Source organism: Mesorhizobium sp. P2_F8 (genome assembly GCF_056403655.1).
In genome coordinates, this window is sequence record NZ_JBFUFB010000003.1 from 702,405 (window position 1) to 723,243 (window position 20,839).

The 20,839-nt window shown below is 62.9% G+C and carries 17 protein-coding genes and 1 pseudogene; 15 read left to right on the forward strand and 3 right to left on the reverse strand.

Features of this window, described 5'->3' with window-relative positions:
- Positions 1-83 precede the first annotated feature (83 nt).
- Entirely contained in the window at positions 84-875 is a 792-nt protein-coding gene (locus AC1DZP_RS10720; RefSeq protein ID WP_095087133.1) for a GGDEF domain-containing protein, read from the forward strand.
- Positions 876-1,095: 220 nt separating this feature from the next.
- Here the strand turns inward: AC1DZP_RS10720 and AC1DZP_RS10725 are convergent, their stop codons facing one another.
- A complete protein-coding gene (locus AC1DZP_RS10725) occupies positions 1,096-2,928 on the reverse strand; it encodes an ATP-binding protein (protein WP_477302150.1) in 1,833 nt (610 codons plus the stop codon).
- A gap of 155 nt (positions 2,929-3,083) precedes the next feature.
- On the opposite strand from AC1DZP_RS10725, the gene AC1DZP_RS10730 reads away from it, so the two are divergent.
- From AC1DZP_RS10730 to AC1DZP_RS10740, 3 genes and pseudogenes are all read left to right on the forward strand, one after another.
- On the forward strand, positions 3,084-3,647 hold the full coding sequence (locus AC1DZP_RS10730) for a helix-turn-helix domain-containing protein (RefSeq protein WP_477302152.1): 564 nt from the start codon (positions 3,084-3,086) through the stop codon (positions 3,645-3,647).
- A 4-nt stretch (positions 3,648-3,651) separates the two neighbouring features.
- A pseudogene (locus tag AC1DZP_RS10735) lies at positions 3,652-3,959 on the forward strand (hypothetical protein).
- A gap of 44 nt (positions 3,960-4,003) precedes the next feature.
- On the forward strand, positions 4,004-4,531 hold the full coding sequence (locus AC1DZP_RS10740; protein ID WP_477302154.1) for a GNAT family N-acetyltransferase: 528 nt from the start codon (positions 4,004-4,006) through the stop codon (positions 4,529-4,531).
- Positions 4,532-4,535: 4 nt separating this feature from the next.
- Here the strand turns inward: AC1DZP_RS10740 and AC1DZP_RS10745 are convergent, their stop codons facing one another.
- Positions 4,536-5,420 carry a LysR family transcriptional regulator gene (locus tag AC1DZP_RS10745; protein WP_477302155.1) on the reverse strand — a complete coding sequence of 295 codons (885 nt, stop codon included), beginning with the start codon at positions 5,418-5,420 and terminating at the stop codon, positions 4,536-4,538.
- 119 nt (positions 5,421-5,539) lie between these two features.
- Here AC1DZP_RS10745 and tmpA point away from each other — a divergent pair, with 119 nt between their 5' ends.
- From tmpA to AC1DZP_RS10760, 3 genes are all read left to right on the forward strand, one after another.
- Positions 5,540-6,691 carry a 2-trimethylaminoethylphosphonate dioxygenase gene (gene tmpA / locus AC1DZP_RS10750; RefSeq protein WP_477302157.1) on the forward strand — a complete coding sequence of 384 codons (1,152 nt, stop codon included), beginning with the start codon at positions 5,540-5,542 and terminating at the stop codon, positions 6,689-6,691.
- Positions 6,688-7,272, forward strand: a complete 585-nt coding sequence (gene tmpB / locus AC1DZP_RS10755; RefSeq protein WP_477302159.1) for a (R)-1-hydroxy-2-trimethylaminoethylphosphonate oxygenase — start codon at positions 6,688-6,690, stop codon at positions 7,270-7,272. Before tmpA ends, tmpB begins: the two co-directional genes overlap by 4 nt.
- A 572-nt stretch (positions 7,273-7,844) precedes the next feature.
- Entirely contained in the window at positions 7,845-9,005 is a 1,161-nt protein-coding gene (locus tag AC1DZP_RS10760; protein WP_477302161.1) for a PcfJ domain-containing protein, read from the forward strand.
- 62 nt (positions 9,006-9,067) lie between these two features.
- Here the strand turns inward: AC1DZP_RS10760 and AC1DZP_RS10765 are convergent, their stop codons facing one another.
- Positions 9,068-10,870 carry an NAD(P)-binding domain-containing protein gene (locus AC1DZP_RS10765; protein WP_477302163.1) on the reverse strand — a complete coding sequence of 601 codons (1,803 nt, stop codon included), beginning with the start codon at positions 10,868-10,870 and terminating at the stop codon, positions 9,068-9,070.
- 441 nt (positions 10,871-11,311) lie between these two features.
- Between AC1DZP_RS10765 and AC1DZP_RS10770 the strand changes: the two genes are divergently transcribed.
- The 8 genes from AC1DZP_RS10770 to AC1DZP_RS10805 all read left to right on the forward strand — a co-directional run bounded on the left by AC1DZP_RS10770 (position 11,312) and on the right by AC1DZP_RS10805 (position 20,833).
- On the forward strand, positions 11,312-13,108 hold the full coding sequence (locus tag AC1DZP_RS10770) for an acetolactate synthase 3 large subunit (RefSeq protein ID WP_457151508.1): 1,797 nt from the start codon (positions 11,312-11,314) through the stop codon (positions 13,106-13,108).
- A gap of 84 nt (positions 13,109-13,192) precedes the next feature.
- Positions 13,193-13,768 carry an acetolactate synthase small subunit gene (ilvN, locus tag AC1DZP_RS10775; protein WP_013894763.1) on the forward strand — a complete coding sequence of 192 codons (576 nt, stop codon included), beginning with the start codon at positions 13,193-13,195 and terminating at the stop codon, positions 13,766-13,768.
- A gap of 89 nt (positions 13,769-13,857) precedes the next feature.
- Positions 13,858-14,454, forward strand: coding sequence for a LysE family translocator (locus AC1DZP_RS10780; RefSeq protein WP_457151506.1), 597 nt, complete (start codon positions 13,858-13,860; stop codon positions 14,452-14,454).
- Between the two features lie 241 nt (positions 14,455-14,695).
- Positions 14,696-15,964, forward strand: coding sequence for an efflux RND transporter periplasmic adaptor subunit (locus tag AC1DZP_RS10785; RefSeq protein WP_477302165.1), 1,269 nt, complete (start codon positions 14,696-14,698; stop codon positions 15,962-15,964).
- Positions 15,961-19,122, forward strand: coding sequence for an efflux RND transporter permease subunit (locus tag AC1DZP_RS10790; protein WP_477302167.1), 3,162 nt, complete (start codon positions 15,961-15,963; stop codon positions 19,120-19,122). Before AC1DZP_RS10785 ends, AC1DZP_RS10790 begins: the two co-directional genes overlap by 4 nt.
- A 73-nt stretch (positions 19,123-19,195) precedes the next feature.
- Positions 19,196-19,801, forward strand: coding sequence for a nitrile hydratase subunit alpha (gene nthA / locus AC1DZP_RS10795; RefSeq protein WP_477302169.1), 606 nt, complete (start codon positions 19,196-19,198; stop codon positions 19,799-19,801).
- On the forward strand, positions 19,798-20,457 hold the full coding sequence (gene nthB, locus AC1DZP_RS10800; protein ID WP_477302171.1) for a nitrile hydratase subunit beta: 660 nt from the start codon (positions 19,798-19,800) through the stop codon (positions 20,455-20,457). The genes nthA and nthB overlap by 4 nt, the downstream gene beginning before the upstream one ends.
- Positions 20,444-20,833, forward strand: coding sequence for a nitrile hydratase accessory protein (locus AC1DZP_RS10805; RefSeq protein WP_477302173.1), 390 nt, complete (start codon positions 20,444-20,446; stop codon positions 20,831-20,833). The genes nthB and AC1DZP_RS10805 overlap by 14 nt, the downstream gene beginning before the upstream one ends.
- Positions 20,834-20,839: the final 6 nt, after the last annotated feature.

Consider the following 20,839-nt stretch of genomic DNA (forward strand, 5'->3'; position numbering starts at 1 on the left):
TTCCCGTTGCGGTTGTCCAAATTAACCCTCCGTAAGCCCGCCCATGCCATAAGGTCAGTGGGCACTTTTCCATTGGGGAGCAGATGCGTTTCCATAAGGCGGAATCAGCATTTTTCGTCTTTATCTTCGTGATCCTGGCCGCCGGCTTGGTGACGCTGCATGCCTATGGACTGCTGCAATCCTTCGCCACCGAGCTTCATACGGCTTCGGGCATGGACAAGGTCATCTATCTCAACAAGCTGCTGTTCGCGACAGGCGTGCTTTTGGCCACTGCGCTGTTCTTCGGCATTTTCTTCATCTATCCGCTGATCCGCAAACAGGCGACGGAGGAAGGCAAGCTGCGCGCCATGACGGTATCGCTCAGTGCCCGCTCGGAGACACTCGAGCATGCCGCGCTGACCGACGGCCTGACCGGCATGCAGAACCGGCGCTATTTCGACGACGCGCTGAAGGAATATCTCGAGGAGTTCCGGCGCATCGAAAAGCCCGTCGGGCTGATGATCCTCGACCTCGACCATTTCAAGCAGGTCAACGACACCCATGGCCATGATGTCGGCGACGAGGTGCTCAAGGCCGTCGCGAGCTGCCTCAAGGACATGACACGCTATCACGACGTGGTGGCGCGGCTGGGCGGCGAGGAGTTCGCCGTGGTCACGCCCAACATGGACTCCGAACTGCTGGGCAAGTTTGCCGAGCGCATCCGCAAGGCGGTCGCCAACATGTCGGTGCTCTCCGGCAATGTCCGGCTCAAGATCACCACCAGCGTCGGTCTGGCTGTCTGGGACCGCAAGGAAACCGCGGAGGAGTTCTATCGCCGCGCTGATCGCCAGCTCTACGAGGCGAAGAGGCAAGGCCGCAACCGCGTCTGCGCCTAAAATCCCGAAGAAGAATTCATGAGGCCGGTCGCCTGACGCGGCTTTCTCGACTTCCGGTGCTCACGGACTAAATGTCCGCTCCGCTCCGGCTTCTCGAAACCCACGTCATTCAACTCGGCCTGATGAATTCCCTTTCGGGATTTACCCCCGGCATACCAACGAAGCAGGAAGCCTGACGTGGCTTCCAAGTCGGTCGGCGGAATGGCGCAAGGCTGTCGGCTCAGTCGTTTTGCGGGCGTAGGCCGAAGGTCGCGGGCTTGAGGCCGTAGCGCATGTCGAAATCGTCATCCGATTGCACCCGGCTGGTGGCCGGCGGCTTGCGGTAGTCGGGATCGCCGGCCTGGCGGCTTGAATCGACGACTTCGGCGAAGGCCATCCCCTGCTGCGTAGATTTCGGCACGTTGCGCAGCCGCTCGACGATCGCCACTAGGTCGACATCCTCGCCGGCTTTCGACTCGGCCTCTTCGCGTTTGTTGGTGCCGGGGATCAATTCCGAGGATAGTTTCTCGAATTTCAGCCGCATCGTCGTCGCCACGCCTTCGCCAAAGGCAATGGCCTCGCGCTGGCCCATGGACGACAGGAAAGCCAGCGTCGAGGCCGAGGAGTCGGCAATCGCCGAACGGATGATCGCCTGGTCCTGCTCGTTGGCAAGTCGCATGGCGAAGAAGGTCGAACATTGCGACAGGATGGTCGGGTCGAGCTCGCCCGGTCGCTGAGTGACGACGCCAAGATAGCAGCCATATTTGCGGCCTTCCTTGGCGATGCGCGACAGCGCGTGCCTTGTCGGCGCAAAGCCGAGACGCGGATCGGCCGGCATGTAGCGGTGCGCTTCTTCGCACAGAAGCAAAAGCTGCAGCTTGCCCTCGCTCCACAAAGCGAGGTCGAAGGCCAGGCGCGCCAGCACCGAACAGACGGAATTGACCACTTCGGACGGCATGCCGGCCATCTCGAAGCAGGTCACCGGGCGGCCATGATGCGGCACGCGGAAGAGGTTGCCGATCGTCTCGTGGATGGTGTCCTCGATCAGGCGCGAGTTGAACATGAAGCGGTAGCGTGGGTCGGCCGCCGCCGACTCGACGCGCGTCTTCAGGGATTTCAGCGTCGGGCGATCGGTCTTGCTTTCGAGCATGCCCATACGCTCGTCGATCTGCTTGATAAGGTCCGCGATGCGGTAAGGCACCGGCGTATCGGCGGTCAGCGCATCGCTGCCGCGCCTGATGTAGCTGCCCGAATTCGGGTTGCGGTAAAGGTTCTTGGCGGCGGGGATGAGGTCGCGCAAGGCGTCAATCTCTTCCGGCACCGTCTCGCGGCCGCGGAACAACACCTCGGCGAACTCCTCCAGCCTGAACATCCAGAACGGAAGGTCGAGCGTCTTGGAATCGACCCTGACGCAATATTCGGGCAGCGACGCGGCGAACTCGTTGTGCGGATCGAGGATCAGGATGCGCAGGTCCGGCCGTGCCGCAATCGACTTGCGCAGCAGCAACGAGACGGCGGTGGATTTGCCGACACCGGTGGTGCCGACCACGGCGAAGTGACGCGCCAACGTATCGTCGATGGCGATGTTAGCGGCGATCGTCTCGTCCTGTGAGAGTGTGCCGATGGTGATCGAATGACGCCCGGCCAGATCATAGACCGCCTGCAGGTCACGGGTGCGGATGCGATGGGCGATGGCGCCGATATGCGGATAGGTGGTGATGCCGCGATCGAAGATCGGCTTGGCGCCAGGTTCTGCTCCGTCGCGGACTTCGCCGATCAGCTCGATGCTGACCTCGATCGGGTTTTGACCTTCATTGCTCCAGGCGCGGTCCGACTTGCCGATCCCGTAGACCAGGCCGACGGTTCGCGTGGATCCCAGATTGATGGAAATCATCTTGCCGACTGTCCACAGGCCGGTCACCGCGCCGTCAATATCGTCCGCAAAGGCGCCGATGGTGGCGCGCGCGCCGTCGCATTGCACGACGTTGCCCAGAATGCGCCTGTCGTTCTGCTCCGCGTTGCGACGCTCCTGCGATGTCGGTTCTCCAACGGAGGCTTCGCGTTCGACATACATGGACAGACCAACCCCCATTTTCCCTGGAGCATCGACCCTACAGGAACGGGGTTAAGGCTGGATGAGGTCGGATGGTGTAGAGACGATTAAGGGGTGCGTGAAAATTGTCGCGAGGGGGCTCTTCTCCATCGCCCGCATTTCGCTATAATGGATATATGGATGATATAGCGAACGATATTTCCTCGACCATCGGCAGAAGAATACACGCCGAAAGGACCATGCGGGACTGGTCGCTGGCCGAGCTTGCGGGGCGCTCCGCCGTGTCGAAGGCGATGCTGAGCACGATAGAGCGCGGCAAGACCAGCCCGACGGCGGCCCTTCTGGTGCGCATAGCCTCGGCCTTCGGCATGACGCTGTCCACGCTCATCGCGCGCGCCGAATTGCAAGGCGGCGGGCTGCTGCGCGAGGCCGATCAACCGGTGTGGCGCGACCCTGGTACGGGCTATGTCAGGCGGCATCTGTCACCCGCCTCGGACATGCCGCTGGAACTGATCAGGGTTCAGTTGCCGGCGGGCGCCAGGGTCAGTTTTCCCGCCGCGTCCTATGCTTTTATCAGGCAGCAGATATGGCTGATTTCGGGGCGGCTCGAGTTCGCCGAGGGCGATGTGGTGTACCGGCTCGACCCCGGCGATTGTCTGGCGCTCGGCGCGCCATCGGACTGCACCTTCCACGCCCTGGAACCCGGTGCCGACTATCTGGTCGCGCTGGTCAGGGGTTGAAGTCATGGCCAGACGACCAAAGCGGTCCCACAATGGGGGGCCGCCTCTTGACGAGTACAAGGGGCCGCCATGGGGCAAGGGCGTCCCTATATCTTCCTTGCCTGGCAGGCCGCCCATGCCAAGGCGTGGAAGGCGCCAAGCCGCGAGATCATGCTGCTGCGCATGGATAAGGCCGAGCGGCTGGGCCTGACCTATGAGGAATATACGCTCGAGATATTGGAGCGCGGGCGGCATCTCAGGGAAGAAGACACCGAACGCATTGGCGCCATCAAGGCGGCACGAAAGCGCCGCCGCGTGCGCCATCTCGACTGACGACCGCTTCAGTCGTGCCATCGCAATCACGGGACATCACGCGCATGAACTCGATCGAGATCGGAACACTGACCCCGGCTGCGGCGACGCAGGAGATGCTGGCCGAATTGCTGGTCGCAACGGTAGCGGCCGGTGGATCGGTCAGTTTCACGCATCCGCTGCCACCGGAAGCGGCTAGTGCATTCTGGCAGAAATCCCTGGCAGCAGCGGCAAGAGGGGAAAGGGCGGTGCTTGGTGCCTGGGACGGCGAGGTCCTGGTCGGTACTGTCACCCTGTTGCTTGACTGCCCGCCCAACCAGCCCCACCGGGCCGAGATCGCCAAGCTGATGACCCGTTTCGATTACCGGGGCAGGGGCGTGGGATCGCGCCTGATGCGGGCCGCCGAAAGCCTGGCGGTGGAAAAGGGCCGCACGCTGCTGGTTCTCGACACGGCGACGGAGGAGGGTGCTTCAGGCCTCTACGAGAAGCTCGGTTTCACGCTGGCCGGCGAGATACCGGACTATGCCTTGAAGCCGCATGGCGGGCTGACCGGTACGCTCCTCTACTGGAAGCGTATCGGGCCAATCTCGTAACCAGTCACGCAGGACCGTAACCGGAGAGGCGCGACAGCAGCCACCGGCGGAAATCCTGCTCGGCGCTGGTCAGGCGCGCGGTCGACGCCTTGGTCAGGAAATGCCCCGAGGTGCTGGAGAGTTCGAAGTCGGAAAGCCTGACCAGGGTCCTGCTGTTGAGCGCGGCATCGACCAGTGGCCGCGAGCCCAGCAGCACGCCGGCACCGGCCCTGGCCGCCTCCATCGCGGCAACGAAACTGTCGAAGCGATGCGATCGCCGGGGGTGGCCGGCCAACCCTGCGGCCGCGAACCATTCCGCCCACATCTCGCGTGCGCCGGCGACCAGAAGCAGCGGCAGGGAGGTCCAGTCGGCGTCGCCGGCCAGGGCCGGGGCAGCCACCGGCACGAGCCGCTCGGCGGTCAGCCTGTCGGCGTCACGTCCGGGGAAGGATCCGTTACCGAAACGGATGTCGAGCGCCGAACCCGGCAGGTCGTAGTCGGTCGGTCGGTGGATCGTCACCAGATCGAGCTGAATGCGCGGCAATGCCTTGGCCAGATCGGGCAGGGCCGGGACGATCATCAGCAGGGCAAAGGAGATCGGCGCTCGAACGGTCACGGTCTGGACGGCGCGGGGCTCGAACAGTTCAGCGGTGCTGCTGCCGATGGTGGCGAAAGCCGACTGGATGTGGGGCAGGTAAGCCGCGCCTTCAGGCGCCAGCGCGACTCCACGTGCCAGCCGTAAGAACAGGCGCGTCTTCAGCCGTTCTTCGAGAAGCCGGATGTGCTGGCTGACCGCCGCCTGGGTCAAGCCAAGCTCGGTTGCCGCGGCGGTGAAATTCGACAGCCGCGCCGCGGCCTCGAAACTGCGCAGCCAGTCAAGCGGAGGCAAGGGTGGGATTGTTCGAGCCATTAGTTGATTGAGGTCATTGGCCAAAAAAGGATAATTTGAGTTATGCCTTTCGTGCGGTCAACATGCAATCGAAACCCAGGGCCGAGCCGTGGGAATAATACGAACAGGAATGGATCTCCATGCTCACCCACGCGCTGATCGGCGATGAAGGCAGAACCATCGAACTTGGCTGGAGGGACGGGACGCGCACCCGGTTTCACGCCATGTGGCTGCGCGACAATGCGCTGGACGAGAAGACGCGCAGTGCGGGCAACGGCCAGCGGCTCATCACCATCCTCGACATTCCAGCCGCGACGAAGATCGGCGCGGCGTCGATCAAGGGCGACGCCCTCGAGGTCAGCTTCGTGCCGGAAGGAAAGACGGTGAGCTTTCCTTCAAAGTGGCTGAGCGCCAATGCCTATGATCGCGACGCGGCCCGCCAGGCTGGCTGGACAGGTGAGGACACAGTGCGCTGGACCAAGGCGACGATGCAGAATTCCGTGCCGCGTGCCGGCTACCCTGCTGCCAGCCGCGACCGCAACGTCTTGAGGCAATGGTTGTCGGCGGTGAAAGCCTATGGCTTCGCGGTGATGGACGATCTGCCGGCAGAATCCGGGGCGCTCTGCAAAGTGTCCGATCTCTTCGGCTATATCAGGGAGACCAATTACGGGCGCTGGTTCGAAGTGCACGCCGAGGTCAATCCCAGCAATCTCGCCTACACCAATCTCGGCCTCCAGGCGCACACCGACAATCCCTATCGCGATCCGGTGCCGACGCTGCAGATCCTGTCATGCATCGAAAATACGGTGGAGGGTGGCGAGTCCAGCGTCGTCGACGGGTTTGCCGTGGCTGCCGCCTTGCAGGCTGAGAACCCCGAAGGCTTTCGGCTGTTGAGTTCATGCCCTGCGCGGTTCGAATATGCCGGCTCGGCCGGCGTGCGGCTGCAGGCGAAGCGGCCGATGATCGAACTCGGTCCCGACGGCGAGCTGATCTGCATCCGCTTCAACAACCGTTCGCTGGCGCCGACGGTCGACGTGCCGTTCGCCGACATGGAGGCATACTATGCCGCCTATCGCCGGTTTGCCGAGCTGATCGAGGATCCATCCTTCGAAGTGACCTTCAAGCTCGAAGCGGGCCAGGCGTTCATCGTCGACAACACCCGCGTCATGCATGCCCGCAAGGCGTTTTCCGGCACCGGCAAGCGCTGGCTGCAGGGTTGCTACGCCGACAAGGACGGCCTGCTGTCCACGCTCGCGGCGATCGAACACGGGTTCAAGGAGGCTGCGGAATGAGCGGCCAGGACCTGAACGCGGACAACATCGTCGAGTTCATCGCCGACATCTTTGAACGCAGGGGGGCGGAATCCTACCTCGGTGAGCCCGTCACCATGTCGGAGCATATGTTGCAGGGCGCATGGTTCGCCGAGCAGGACGGCGCGCCGGACGAGCTGGTGGCGGCGGCCCTGCTGCACGACATCGGCCACTACACCAGCGAGTTCGGCACCTATTTGCCGGAGGATGTCGAGGACAAGCATCATGACGAAGCCGGCGGCGAGGTGCTGGCGCCGTTCTTTCCGCCTGTCATCGTCGAATGCGTCAGGCTACATGTCTCGGCCAAGCGCTATCTCTGCGCCACCGACCCGACCTATTTCGGCAAGCTCTCGCAGGCATCGGTGCATACGCTGTCGCTGCAGGGTGGGCCGATGAGCGCGGACGAGGTGGCCGAATTCCGCAAGAACCCCTTCCACGAGGAAGCGGTCCGGGTCCGCATCTGGGATGAGAGCGGCAAGATCGCCAACATGAAGACACGGACGTTCCGCGATTACGTGCCGCTGCTGCAGCGGGTCGTTCGCGACTTTCGCGATCGCGCCTGACGCAACTCCCTCGAGGCCGAGCACGCTCGCCGTCTTGCCGTTGCGCCTGTTCCGATGTATTAGCCGCGCCCGACATGCGGCCCGCATTTTCATTGGCCGCACCGTATAGACCACGCTTTTGATGGAGGCGACGATGAGATCTTGTTCACGCATTTTGCGCCTCCGCGGCGGACGAACGGGCTGACCCGCGCCATAGCGGTTCCAATTTCCTGACACTCTGAGGATCGCCGTGCTGCGATGCGCGGCGCCGTTGCCGTCTACCCGCGCTGCGTAACCCGCGACGGCGTTAAGCCTCGTTGTCCATGAAGACGGCGGGAAGCCTAGAGCTCCCCGCTGATGATCGCGGCTGCCTGAAAATCAAAGATGCTGCTTTGCAACACTCCGGCAGGCCATTGTAAACATTGAAGGAATGGCACTTGCGCCGAGTTTCTTGTGAGCCTAGAGACCGCGCCATTCCCAACACGTCATGCTGAAAGGAGACCTGTCCATGCCACGCCAACCCAGATCGACACATTCCGTGCCGACGCTGGAATTGCGTGCGGCTGACAGGGTTCCAATCAGGAAGAACGGCCATGGCGAAGTCCATGATCCAGCGCAGGCAGGACGCCGAGCGCGAACGCATTGAAGCATATCAAGCATCGCTGCGGCGGGTTTCCGCTATGCCGCGCCCCGCTCCCGATTTCGAGCGGGCGCTCGACGAGGTACGCCGCGGCTATGCAGGCATGGCGATACGCGACGGCGCGTTGTGGCGTCCAAAGCTGAAGACGCGCGACCCGGCGCGGCTGCGGCTGGCTGCCGCCCGCTATCTCTTTGCGCGTTATCCGGTTTCGGCCGCGCTCGAGGCCATCTGGCTGGATAGGTCGGGACTCGACGGCCAGGAGATCGCACTTCGCCTGGCCTGGTACGTCACGGCTGCGGGTGGCGGCTCGCTCTACAAAGCGGGCGCCAATGCGTGGCTATCGCGAAAGGAGGTGCACTGCTTCCTGAACGTGTCCGGCGATTTCACCTTCGACGAGGCGTTCTGGTTCGCGATCGTCCGGTCCTACACCGAGGATTGGGGGCTGGCTGCACGACTTGCACGCACGAAGATCGCGCGCACGCCGCGTGGCGAGTTGGCCTTCTGGCGCGAGGTGGCGCGCTTCTTCTGCGAGCATCCTGCTTCGAAGGAGGAGATCGACGATCTCTGTGACTATGTCGGCGCCAAGCACCGGCGCGATGCTGCCTACAGCCTGAAGGGCCGCACGCTCGCCTCGCTGCACCGGCAGATGTCGGACTGGCATCGCGATCTTATTGCGATCGAACGCATCGAGGCGATGCGCCGGCGGGTCGCCGCGCGGGCCCAGCCCGTCGCCGGCGCACCCGCGCATTGCAGCGCCTGGGACGGCTCGCGCCTGCAGGATTGGGAATGGCATCCGCCGCCCAAGGAGGCGAAGGCGCATGGCGAGTGGTTCTCCATCCGCCAGTTGAAGACCGCAGAGGACCTCGTTGCCGAGAGCCGGGCGATGCATCATTGCGTGTCGTCCTATGCGACCAAATGCATTGCCGGCAATGCCTCGATCTGGGCGCTGCGGCGCAAGGCGCTCGGCAAGACTGAACGCTTGCTGACGATCGAGCTCGATCCGCAGCATCGGGCGGTGCAGGTGCGCGGTTTCGGCAATCGTCTGGCAACGACGGACGAGCGCAAGATCCTCGAGCGTTGGGCCAAGGCGAAGTGCGTGACGCTGCAGGACTGAACAGAAAGAGCCCGCGCGGCGGAATCGCCGCGCGGGTTCAAAAAGGGCGGATGTGCGAGGCGCTATCCCTTGTGATGGACCTGCTGCAGCCCGTAGACCGGCGTCGGCAGGCCTGCGTGCCTGGCCTTCAACTGCAGCGACAGGAACTGCGAATAGTGGCGTGACTGGTGCAGATTGCCGCCATGGAACCACAGTGCTTCCTGCTGCGTCGGTTTCCACATGTTCCGCAATTCGCCCTCCCATGGACCGGGATCCTTGGTGGTGTTCGAACCGAGACCCCAGCATTTGCCGACCTTATCGGCGACGTCCCTGGAGATGAGGTCGGCCGCCCAGCCATTCATCGAGCCATAGCCGGTGGCGTAGACTATGACATCGGCGGGCAACTCGGTGCCGTCACTGAGCAGCACCGACTGCTCCTTGATCTCGGCAACGTTGACACCGCTTTTCAGCTTGATCGAGCCATCGATGATCAGGTCGGAAGCGCCGACATCGATGTAGTAGCCCGAACCGCGTCGCAGATATTTCATGAACAGGCCCGAATCGTCATCGCCCCAATCGAGCATGAAGCCGGCCTTCTCCAGACCCGTGTAGAATTTTGCATCGCGCTTCTTCATCTCGGCGTACGCCGGAATCTGGAATTCGTGCAGGATCTTGTAGGGCAGGGAGGCAAAGACGAGGTCGGCCTTGGCCGTGTTCATGCCGCTCTGCACCGCCTGTTCCGAATAGAGGGACCCCAGCCCGATTTCCATCAACGTGTCGGACTTGACGATATGCGTGGTCGAGCGTTGCACCATGGTGACATCGGCGCCTGCTTCCCAAAGTGCCGCGGCTATGTCGTGGGCGGAATTGTTCGAGCCGATGACAACAGCTTTCTTGCCGGCATAGGCATCCGGACCGGGATGCTTCGAGGAGTGATGCTGATCACCTTTGAAGTTTTCCATGCCTTTGAATTTCGGCATATTGGCCTTGCCGGATTGTCCCGTAGCAAGCACCAGCTGCTTCGGCCTTAGCGTAATGTCCTTGCCGTCGCGGTGGACGACGACCGTCCATTCCTTCTTCTTGTCGTCATAGGACGCGCTCTTGGCCTCGGTCGAGGACCAGTAATTCAGCTCCATCACCTTTGTGTACATTTCCAGCCAGTCGCCGATCTTGTCCTTGGGCGAAAAGACCGGCCAGTTCTTCGGGAAATCGATATAGGGCAGATGGTCGTACCAGACCGGGTCATGCAGGCAGAGCGACTTGTAGCGCTTGCGCCAGCTGTCGCCGGCCCGCTCGTTCTTCTCGATGATGATCGTGGGAACGCCGAGCTGCCGCAGGCGCGCGCCGAGCGCGATGCCGCCCTGGCCGCCGCCGATGATCACCGTGTAGGGCTGCGTCTTGAAGCCGAGTTCAGCGGCTTCCTTCTCGCGTTCTTCCTTCCAAGTCTGACGGTTCTTGCCCGAGCCGTGTTTGGCACCCATCGGCCGCGCGAAACCCGCCGGCTCCTCGTGGCCTTTCAATTCGACCATGGTGGTCAGCAGCGTCCAGATCTTGCCGTTCTTCAGCCTGACATGGCCGAAGCCGCGCGCCACCTCTGTCTCGAAGCTGATCCAGCCGTCGATCACCCCGCCGCTCTCGGTCGCGTCCTCACCCTTGGCGATGGCGAAGTGGGATGGCTTGGTCTTCGACAACTGGCTCTTCAGCATGTCGCGGACCTGGTCGCGACCCTCCATGGTCTTGATGTTCCAGGTGAAGGTGACGAGGTCACGCCAATAACAGTCCTCCTGAAAGCAATCGACCGCTTTCTCGATGTCGTTGGCGGCCAGGGCGGCGCCGAATTGGTCGAGCAGGTCGGACAGTTTCTTGTTAGGGGCCTTGTCGAGCATCAGCTTTCCTCCTTGGATTGTGATCGCTTCTCGATCGAGCGATTTGGCCGGACCGAGTTGTCCACGATGAGCTGAGTATTTCTTCAAAAGCTCCGCAGCGTCACGCCCTCCAATAGTTTGGCGTGTTTTCAATGCCTTATCGGAAACCTATGGGATTTTTCCGGTGATGGCTTGCCGGTGCCGAAGAGGAGAGCCGGCCCCTTTGCTGCGGGTTCATGTCACTCAGATTCGCCGTTGACAGCGGCGTAAAACCAATTCTATTGTCCGCCACCATGAAAACGGCACTCATTCTCGTAGGAAAGCGCGTGGGCAAGGCGGTGTAACCGCCGGGCGAAAACCTCCCATGCGCACACACAGGCTCCCTCGGGGGCCTTTTTTATTGCCTGAAACACGACTAAACGACCAGCAATCGCCAGATGGCGGCAGTACGGGACCAGACCGATGAGCAACGGACAGAGTGAGCGGCGCGAAATGCCAAGAACCGAAATGACGGGCGCCGAAATGGTGGTGCAGGCGCTGAAGGACAATGGCGTCAAGCACGTCTTCGGCTATCCGGGCGGCGCGGTACTCCCGATCTACGACGAGATTTTCCAACAGGACGAGGTCGAGCACATCCTGGTCCGCCACGAGCAGGGCGCCGGTCATGCGGCCGAAGGCTATGCGCGCTCGACCGGCAAGGCCGGCGTCATGCTGGTGACATCGGGACCCGGCGCCACCAATGCGGTGACGCCGCTGCAGGACGCGCTGATGGATTCGATCCCGCTGGTCTGCCTGACCGGACAGGTGCCGACCTCGCTGATCGGCTCCGACGCTTTTCAGGAATGCGACACGGTCGGCATCACGCGCCCCTGCACCAAGCACAACTGGCTGGTGAAGGACGTCAACGAGCTCGCCGCGACCATTCACGAGGCCTTCCATGTCGCGACCACCGGCCGTCCCGGTCCGGTCGTGGTCGACATTCCGAAGGACGTGCAGTTCGCCAGAGGCTTTTACGTGTCGCCGCAGATCGCGCCGCGCACCAGCTATCAGCCGAAGGTCCAGGGCGACCTGGACAAGATCAAGGCGGCGGTCGAATTGATGGCCAGCGCCAAGAAGCCGATCATCTATAGCGGCGGCGGCGTCATCAATTCGGGTGCGGAAGCAAGCCATCTGCTGCGCGAACTGGTCGATCTCACCGGCTTCCCGATCACCTCGACGCTGATGGGGCTCGGCGCTTATCCGGCATCGGGCAAGAACTGGATGGGCATGCTGGGCATGCACGGCACTTATGAAGCCAACATGGCCATGCATGATTGCGACGTGATGATCTGCATCGGTGCGCGCTTCGACGACCGCATCACCGGGCGGCTGACCGCGTTTTCGCCGAACTCGAAGAAGATCCACATCGACATCGACCCGTCATCGATCAACAAGAACGTCCACACCGAAGTGCCGATCATTGGCGATGTCGGCCGGGTGCTGGAGGATATGGTGCGGCTGTGGCGGGCCACCGCCAAGGCCGACAAGAAGGCGCTCTACCCCTGGTGGGAGCAGATCGCCAAATGGCGTGCGCGCGATTCACTCGCCTACAAGATGAACAACGACGTCATCATGCCGCAATACGCCATCCAGCGGCTCTACGAACTGACAAAGGGCATGGACACCTACATCACCACCGAGGTCGGCCAGCACCAGATGTGGGCGGCGCAGCACTATCATTTCGAGAAGCCGAACCGCTGGATGACGTCAGGCGGGCTGGGCACGATGGGTTATGGCCTGCCGGCGGCATTGGGCGTGCAGATCGCGCATCCCGATGCGCTGGTCATCGACATTGCCGGCGACGCCTCGGTGCAGATGACGATGCAGGAGATGAGCGCGGCCGTGCAGCACGACGCGCCGATCAAAATCTTCATCCTCAACAACCAATATATGGGCATGGTGCGGCAGTGGCAGCAGCTGCTGCACGGCAACCGGCTGTCGCATTCCTACACCGAGGCGATGCCGGACTTCGTCAAGCTGGCCGAGGCCTATGGCGGCCACGGCATCCGCTGCGAGAAGCCGGACGAGTTGGACGATGCGATCAAGGAGATGATCGCGGTGAAGAAGCCGGTGCTGTTCGATTGCCGCGTGGCAACGCTTGCCAACTGCTTCCCGATGATCCCGTCGGGCAAGGCACACAACGAGATGCTGCTGCCCGACGAGGCGACCGACGAGGCGGTGGCCAACGCCATCGACGCCAAGGGCAGGGAACTGGTGTAGTCCGCTCAGCCGAGGCAGGGCTGTCGCGAGAAGCCGTGCGAAAACAGAGAATTAGCTCAATAGTTTGAAATCGAGATTCATGTCATGAACGCACAGCACCTTCAGCCCACGGGCTCCGCCTACTTCATCGCCAAGGAGACGGAGAGGCCGGAGAACCACACGCTTTCCGTGCTGGTCGACAACGAGCCGGGCGTGCTTGCCCGGGTCATTGGCCTGTTCTCCGGGCGCGGCTACAACATCGAGAGCCTGACCGTCTCAGAGACCGAGCATGAGAAGCACCTGTCGCGCATCACCATCGTGACGCGCGGCACGCCGCATGTGCTGGAGCAGATCAAGCATCAGCTCGAGCGCATCGTGCCGGTCCACCGCGTCGTCGACCTGACCGTGCGCTCACACGAGTTCGGCCAGGAGCGGCCGCTCGAGCGGGAGCTGGCGCTGGTCAAGGTTGCCGGCACCGGCGAGGCCCGCGTCGAGGCGCTGCGGCTGGCGGACGCCTTCCGCGCCAGCGTCATCGACGCCAACACCGAGCATTTCATCTTCGAGATCACCGGCAAGGGCTCCAAGCTCGACCAGTTCATCGCCATCATGAAGCCGCTCGGCCTGGTCGAGATCTGCCGCACCGGCGTGGCGGCGATGAACCGCGGCCCGCAGGGGATGTAGGCACGGCCGGGCCTTCCACAAGCGTAGGTCTGGCTCTGCCTACGGCCGCCGGAAAGAGACAATAATGCTGACGTGTCTGGGAGGATATCATGTCGCTTGACGCATTCCTTGCCCTGCTCGTCTATGCCTTGGTGACGTCGATCACGCCGGGGCCGAACAATTTCATGCTTCTGGCATCGGGAGTGAATTTCGGCATCGTCCGGACGGTTCCACACATGCTGGGCATCAGCATCGGTTTCCTGGTGCTGCTGGTGGCGGTCGGGCTTGGCCTGGGTGCGGTGCTGACCGCGTTTCCGATCCTGCATACGGCACTCAAGGTCGCCGGCGGCGCCTACCTGCTTTATCTCGCCTGGAAGATCGCCATGTCGCGTTCGCTTGCCGGCAAGGGTGAGGCGAAGGGGCAGCCCATGCGTTTCATCGATGCGGCGGCATTCCAGTGGGTCAACCCCAAGGCATGGGTGATGGCGATCACCGCCATGGCCGTCTACACCAATCCGGAACATCCGTTCCTGTCGGTGGTGTTGATCTCGGTGGCCTTCACCGTCGTCAATTTGCCGAGCGTCTCGGTGTGGGCGGGTTTCGGCACCGCGCTGCGCGGTTTCCTGTCGGACCCCGTGCGGCTGAAATGGTTCAACATCGCCATGGGCGTGCTGCTGGCGGCGACGTTGTGGCCGATGCTCCGCTAGGTGTGTCGACATTCAAGTGATGCGGGCAGGTGATGCCGGCCTGACCTGAAACCCGGCCCACCTTGGTCGGCTGCACATCCATTGTGCAGTGCACATTAAATCTTCGTAATGCCGTGTTTTGGCCCTTTTCCGCCAAAGGCGTGTCCTATCTATTCGGCGAAATCGCGGCAACGGGTCGTGATTTGCGCTAGAATGCGAACCATCGGCCCATCGCGTGTCGGATGGAGAGGGCCTTTTGACCATGCGTGGAAAAGTCGTTCTTTCGTTGCTTGCCGTCGCTTGCCTCGGCGCGGCGGGCTGGCTCTATCTTTCGCCGGACGCGCTGGGCAAGGTTGAACAGATCATCGGCGCAAAGCAGGTGGCCGCGGCGGACCAACCGGCCGCGGCTTCGGACAAGAAGGGCGCCACGGCGGCGCGCTCCGCCTCCATCCTCTCGGCCGTCGCTTCGACGGCCGATTTCCCGATCCGGCGCTATGCGATCGGTTTCGTCTCGTCTCCGGCCGTCGTCAGCATCAATGCACGGGTGTCCAGCCAGATCGTATCGATTGACGTCAAGGACGGGCAGATGGTGAAAACAGGCGACGTTTTGTTTTCACTGGATGATCGCGCACTGAGGGCGCAACTGGCCAAGGACCAGGCGGCGCTCGCCAAGGACCAGGCGATGCTCGCCAGCTCGAATTCGGATCTCCAGCGCGCCAAGGACCTGGTCGCCAAGCAGGCCGGGACGCAACAGACCTACGACCAGGCGGTTGCGGCGCAAAAGGCGGCGACAGCGACCGTGGATGCCGACAAGGCGACAATCGACGCCGACAACGTCCAGCTTGGCTTTGCCACGATCACCGCGCCGATTTCCGGCCGGCTTGGCGCCGTCAATGTCGCGGTCGGCGACCTCGTCACCACCAGCAATGGCAACAACAGCAGCACGGCGACCCCGCTGGTGACCATCACCCAGATGGATCCGCTGCAGGTCAACTTCAATCTGCCGGAAAGCGACCTGGCGCTTCTGCACAAGGCGCTTGCCGCGCCGCAGCAGGATGCCGTGACGCTGACCAAGGACGGCGACCCGAAGCCGATCGGCAAGGGGACGCTCGATTTCGTCGACTCCAGCGTCGACACTGCTTCCGGAACGATTGCGACGCGGGCGAGCGTGCCGAATGCCGATCTCTCGTTGTGGCCGGGCCAATATGTGAATGTCGTGCTCGATGCCGGCATCATGCCTAAGATGACATCGGTCCCCACGGTTGCGGTGCAGCCCAGCCAGAAGGGGCCGTTCGTCTATGTGGTCAAGCCGGACAACACGGTCGAGATGCGGCCGGTGGAGGTGGCCCTGACCGAAGGTGAGAACAGCGCCATTAGCCAAGGGCTGAAAAGCGGTGAGAAAGTTGTCACCGAAGGCCAGACTAGGCTGAAGGACGGCGCTGCCGTGCATGAAGGCAAGGCCGCGACCGGCGGCGGTCAAGCCGCTCCCAAGGTCGCGCAAGCCGACAAGGCCGGCGAGGCCGCCCAATGATCTCCGAATTCTGCATTCGCAGGCCGGTCGCCACACTCCTCATGTCGTTCGCCCTCGTGCTGGGCGGACTGTTCGCCTACAAGTTCCTGCCGGTGGCGGCACTGCCCAGCGCCGAATTCCCGGTGGTCAATGTCTCGGCCCAATTGCCCGGCGCCTCGCCGGAAACCATGGCCACATCGGTGGCGACGCCACTGATCAAGCAGTTCGCCACCATCGCCGGCATCGATTCCATTTCGACCACGAACTCGCTCGGTTCGACTTCGATCGCCATCCAGTTCGTGCTCAACCGCGACATCGATGCGGCAGCGGCCGACGTGCAGGCGGCGATCGCGCGCACGCAGAAATCATTGCCGCCGCAGATGACGGCGCCGCCGAGCTATCGCAAGGTCAATCCGGCCGATGCGCCGATCCTGCTGATGTCGCTGGTCAGCGACACCGTTCCGTTGACCGACCTCGATGCTTTCGCGGAAAACGTCATCTCGCCGTCACTGTCGACGATCGATGGGGTGGCGCAAGTCTCGATCTTCGGCCAGCAGAAATACGCCGTGCGCATCCAGATCGACCCGACCGCGCTCGCCGCGCGCGGCATCTCGATCGACCAGCTGCAAGCGGCGATCGCGTCTGCAAACAGCAACACGCCGCTCGGCGTTCTGCAGAACGACAAGCAACAGCTTACCATCACGGCCAACACGCAACTGACCGACGCTGCCGGCTTCTCCAACCTCATCATCGCCACCAAGAATGGTCACCCGGTACGGCTGGGCGAGGTGACCCGCGTCGTCGATTCGGTGCAGACGACCACCACCGCAAGTTGGTACGATGGTACCCGCGCGATCATCATGGCCGTGCAGCGCCAGCCCGACGCCAACACCGTCGACGTCGTCGACAAGGTCAAGGCGATGTTGCCGTCCTTCCAGGACCAGATGCCGGCCGCCGCCTCGATCAAGCTGCTCAACGACCGTTCGACCTCGATCCGCCAGGCCGTCGATGACGTGCAGTTCACGCTGCTGTTGACCATCGCGCTGGTGGTCATGGTGATCTTCGTGTTCCTGCGCCGGGTGACGGCGACCATCATCCCGGCCGTGGCGGTGCCGATCTCGCTGATCGCCACGCTTGGCGCGATGTTCCTGTTCGGCTTTTCCATCGACAACATATCGCTGATGGGCCTGACGCTTGCGGTGGGCCTTGTCGTCGACGATGCCATTGTGATGCTGGAAAACATCTTCCGCCATATGGAGGAGGATGGGTTGTCGGCATTCGATGCGTCGCTGAAGGGCGCGCGCGAAATCGGCTTCACCATCATCTCGATCTCGATATCGCTGGTCGCCGTGTTCATCCCCGTGCTTCTAATGGGCGGCGTGATCGGGCGCATCTTCAACGAGTTCGCCGTCGTGGTGACGGTCGCCATCCTGGCCTCGATGTTCGTGTCGCTGACGCTGACGCCGATGCTGTGCTCGCGGCTGCTGTCGGTTACGAAGGCCGATCGCGACAAGCATGGCCCCGGTCACAAGCAGGATTTCATCACACGCGGCTACGACCGGATCTTGAGCTTCTGCCTGCGGCACACCTTCCTGGTGTTCCTCGTCTTCATCGGAACCGCGGCAGCGTCGGTATGGCTGATCCAGGTCTCGCCGAAGGGCTTCTTCCCGCAGGAGGATATCGGCCAGATATCGGTGACGACCATCGCGCGCCAGGACATCTCGTTTGACGCCATGGCAAAGCTGCAAGGGCAGGTGGCCAACGTCTTCTCGCATTCGCCTTATGTCGACCATGTGGCGTGGTCGGCGGGCAGCGGCAACAATGCGCTCAACCAGGGGCAGCTGTTCGTCCAGCTCAAGGGGAAGGATCAGCGTCCCGATATCGAGAAGGTCCTTTCGGATCTAAGGCGACAACTGGCCGGCGTGGCGGGTATCGAGACCTACATGCAACCGGTGCAGAACCTGAGGCTGGGTTCGCGGTCGTCGGCCAGCGCCTATCAGCTCGTGGTTCAGGGTCTGGATACCGGCCAGACCGATATCTGGGCGCAGAAGATGAACGACGCGATGGCGGCCGACCATGCGACCTTCGCCGACGTCACCAGCGACCTGCAGAACAATGCGCTGCAGGCGACGCTGGTGGTGGATCGCGATAAGGCCGCCCAGCTCGGCATCGATACCGACACGCTGCGCTCCGCTCTCTATGGCGGGTTCGGCACCGACCAGGTTTCGACAATCTTCGGTTCGGCCGACAGTTACGAAGTCATCACCGAACTCGATCCCAAGATCGAATGGTCGCCCGAACGGATGCTTGCCATCCAGATGAGGACGGCGAGCGGCAGTCTGGTGCCGCTTGGCGCCTTTGCCCGGGTCGATCGCACGGCCGGCGCCTTGACCGTTAACCAGCTTGGCCAGCTGCCCGCTGTGACCATCTCCTACAATTTGCCGCAAGGCGTGGCGCTCGGCGACAGCGTGACCCGCATCAACGCGCTCAAGGAGCAGATCGGCATGCCGACGGCGATCTCGACGACCTTTGCCGGCACGGCCAAGACCTTCCAGGATTCGCTGGCCAACCAGGGCCTGCTGATCGGCGGCGCCATCCTGACCATCTACATCGTGCTTGGCATCCTCTACGAAAGCTTCATCCACCCGCTCACCATTCTCACCGGCCTGCCATCGGCGGTGCTTGGGGCCGTCGTTGCGCTGCGCTTCGCCGGCATGGATCTGTCGGTGATCGCGGTGATCGGCATTCTGATGCTGATAGGCATCGTCAAGAAGAACGGCATCATGATGGTCGACGTGGCGCTGGAATTGCGACGAGACGGCTTGTCGGCCACCGAGTCCATCCACAAGGCCTGCCTCATGCGTTTCAGGCCGATCATGATGACGACGCTGGCCGCACTGATGGGCACGTTTCCGATCGCGCTCGGCACTGGCGCCAGCGCCGAGCTGCGCCAGCCGCTGGGCGTTGCCGTTGTCGGCGGCCTGCTTGCTTCGCAGGCGCTGACCTTGTTCGTGACGCCGGTGATCTATGTCTACATGGAGAATTTCTCGGGCTGGCTGGTCGGGCTGATGCCGAAGCGCAAGGCTGAAGAGATCCCGAAGGAACCTGTGAGGCAGCCCTCTCTGTTCGATGTCAACGAGGAGCAGCAGCTCGAACCGCAGAAGACGGCCGCCGAATAGAATTCAAGGTCGCCAGCATCTGGCCCAAGGCGTTGCGCTTGCGGTGGCATCACCGGAAACGTAATTTGCGGTCATGTCACACGATCACGACCACGACAACGAGCTCGATCCCTTTGCCGCGCGGGTGCGTGCGCTGGAGACGATCCTCACCCGCAAGGGGCTGATCGATCCGGCCGCGATCGACGTCATCGTCGACACCTACGAGACCAGGATCGGCCCGCGCAATGGCGCCAGGGTGGTGGCGAAGGCCTGGAGCGATCCTGCCTATGCCGACTGGCTGAGGCGCGATGCGACGGCGGCGATCGAATCGCTCAGCTACACCGGCCGCCAGGGCGAGCATATGCAGGCGGTCTTCAACACCGAGGAGACGCACAACCTCGTCGTCTGCACGCTGTGCTCCTGTTATCCGTGGTCGGTACTCGGCCTGCCGCCGGTCTGGTACAAGGCGCCGCCCTACCGCTCGCGCGCGGTCATCGATCCGCGCGGTCTGCTAGAGGAGTTCGGGCTGACGCTGCCGGCCGACAAAAAGATCCGCGTATGCGATTCCACCGCCGAGCTGCGCTATCTCGTCGTGCCGATGCGTCCCGACGGCACCGAGGGCTGGAGCGAGGAGCGGCTGGCAGATCTGGTGAGCCGCGACGCGATGATCGGCACCGCTTTGGCGAGGCAGCCGGCATGAACGGGCCGCAGGACCTTGGCGGGCAGATGGGCTTCGGTCCGGTCGCGCCGGAAATTGACGAGCCGTATTTCCATGCCGCCTGGGAAAGGCGGGCGCTGGGCGTGACCCTATGCGCAGGCGCGATGGGCGCATGGAACATCGACGAGAGCCGGCATGCGCGGGAATCGCTGCATCCCGCCGATTACTATGCCTCCAGCTACTACGAGATCTGGATCAAGGCGCTGGAAGTGCTGCTCAAGCGCCATGGGTTCGTCAGCGAGCGCGATCTTAAGGCAGGCACCGCAGTCGATCCGGCAGCGGTGCCGAAACGGGTGCTGAAGGCCGAAAACGTGGCCGCGGTGCTGGCCGACGGCGGTCCTTGCGACCGCCCGGTGGCGCAGCCGGCGCGGTTCAAGGCCGGCGACCCCGTACGGACCAAGAACTTCAACCCGACGGGCCACACCAGGCTGCCGCGCTATGCACGCGGCAAGCACGGAACGATCGAGGCGGTGCGTGATGGCTTCGTGTTTCCGGACAGCAACGCGCATGGCCATGGCGAAAACCCGCAATGGGTCTACACGGTGGTTTTCGAAGGGTCGGAAATCTGGGGCGAGGGCGCCGACCCGACGCTGAGCGTGTCGATCGATGCCTGGGAGAGCTATCTTGAGCCGGCGTGAGGCAAACGGACCCGCCGCCGATTTGCCGCTTGGCGTCGATGCCCCGGTCTTTGCCGAGCCATGGCAGGCCGAAGCATTCGCCATGACGGTTGCGCTGCATGACAAGGGCCTGTTTTCGTGGGGCGAATGGGCACAGGCACTGTCGGCGCAGGTGAAGAAGCCAGGTGCCGCGGTTGACGGCCATGACTATTACGAACATTGGCTGGCGGCGCTGGAAAGCTTGCTTGTTTCGAAAGGGCTGACCGCCAAGGCGGATGTCGATGCCATGGCTGAAGCCTGGGAGCGCGCCGCGCACGCCACTCCGCATGGCAAGCCGATCCTGCTGGAGAACGACCCCAGGCCGACCAGACAGGTCGTGGCGGCAGCCCGACCATAACCGCGG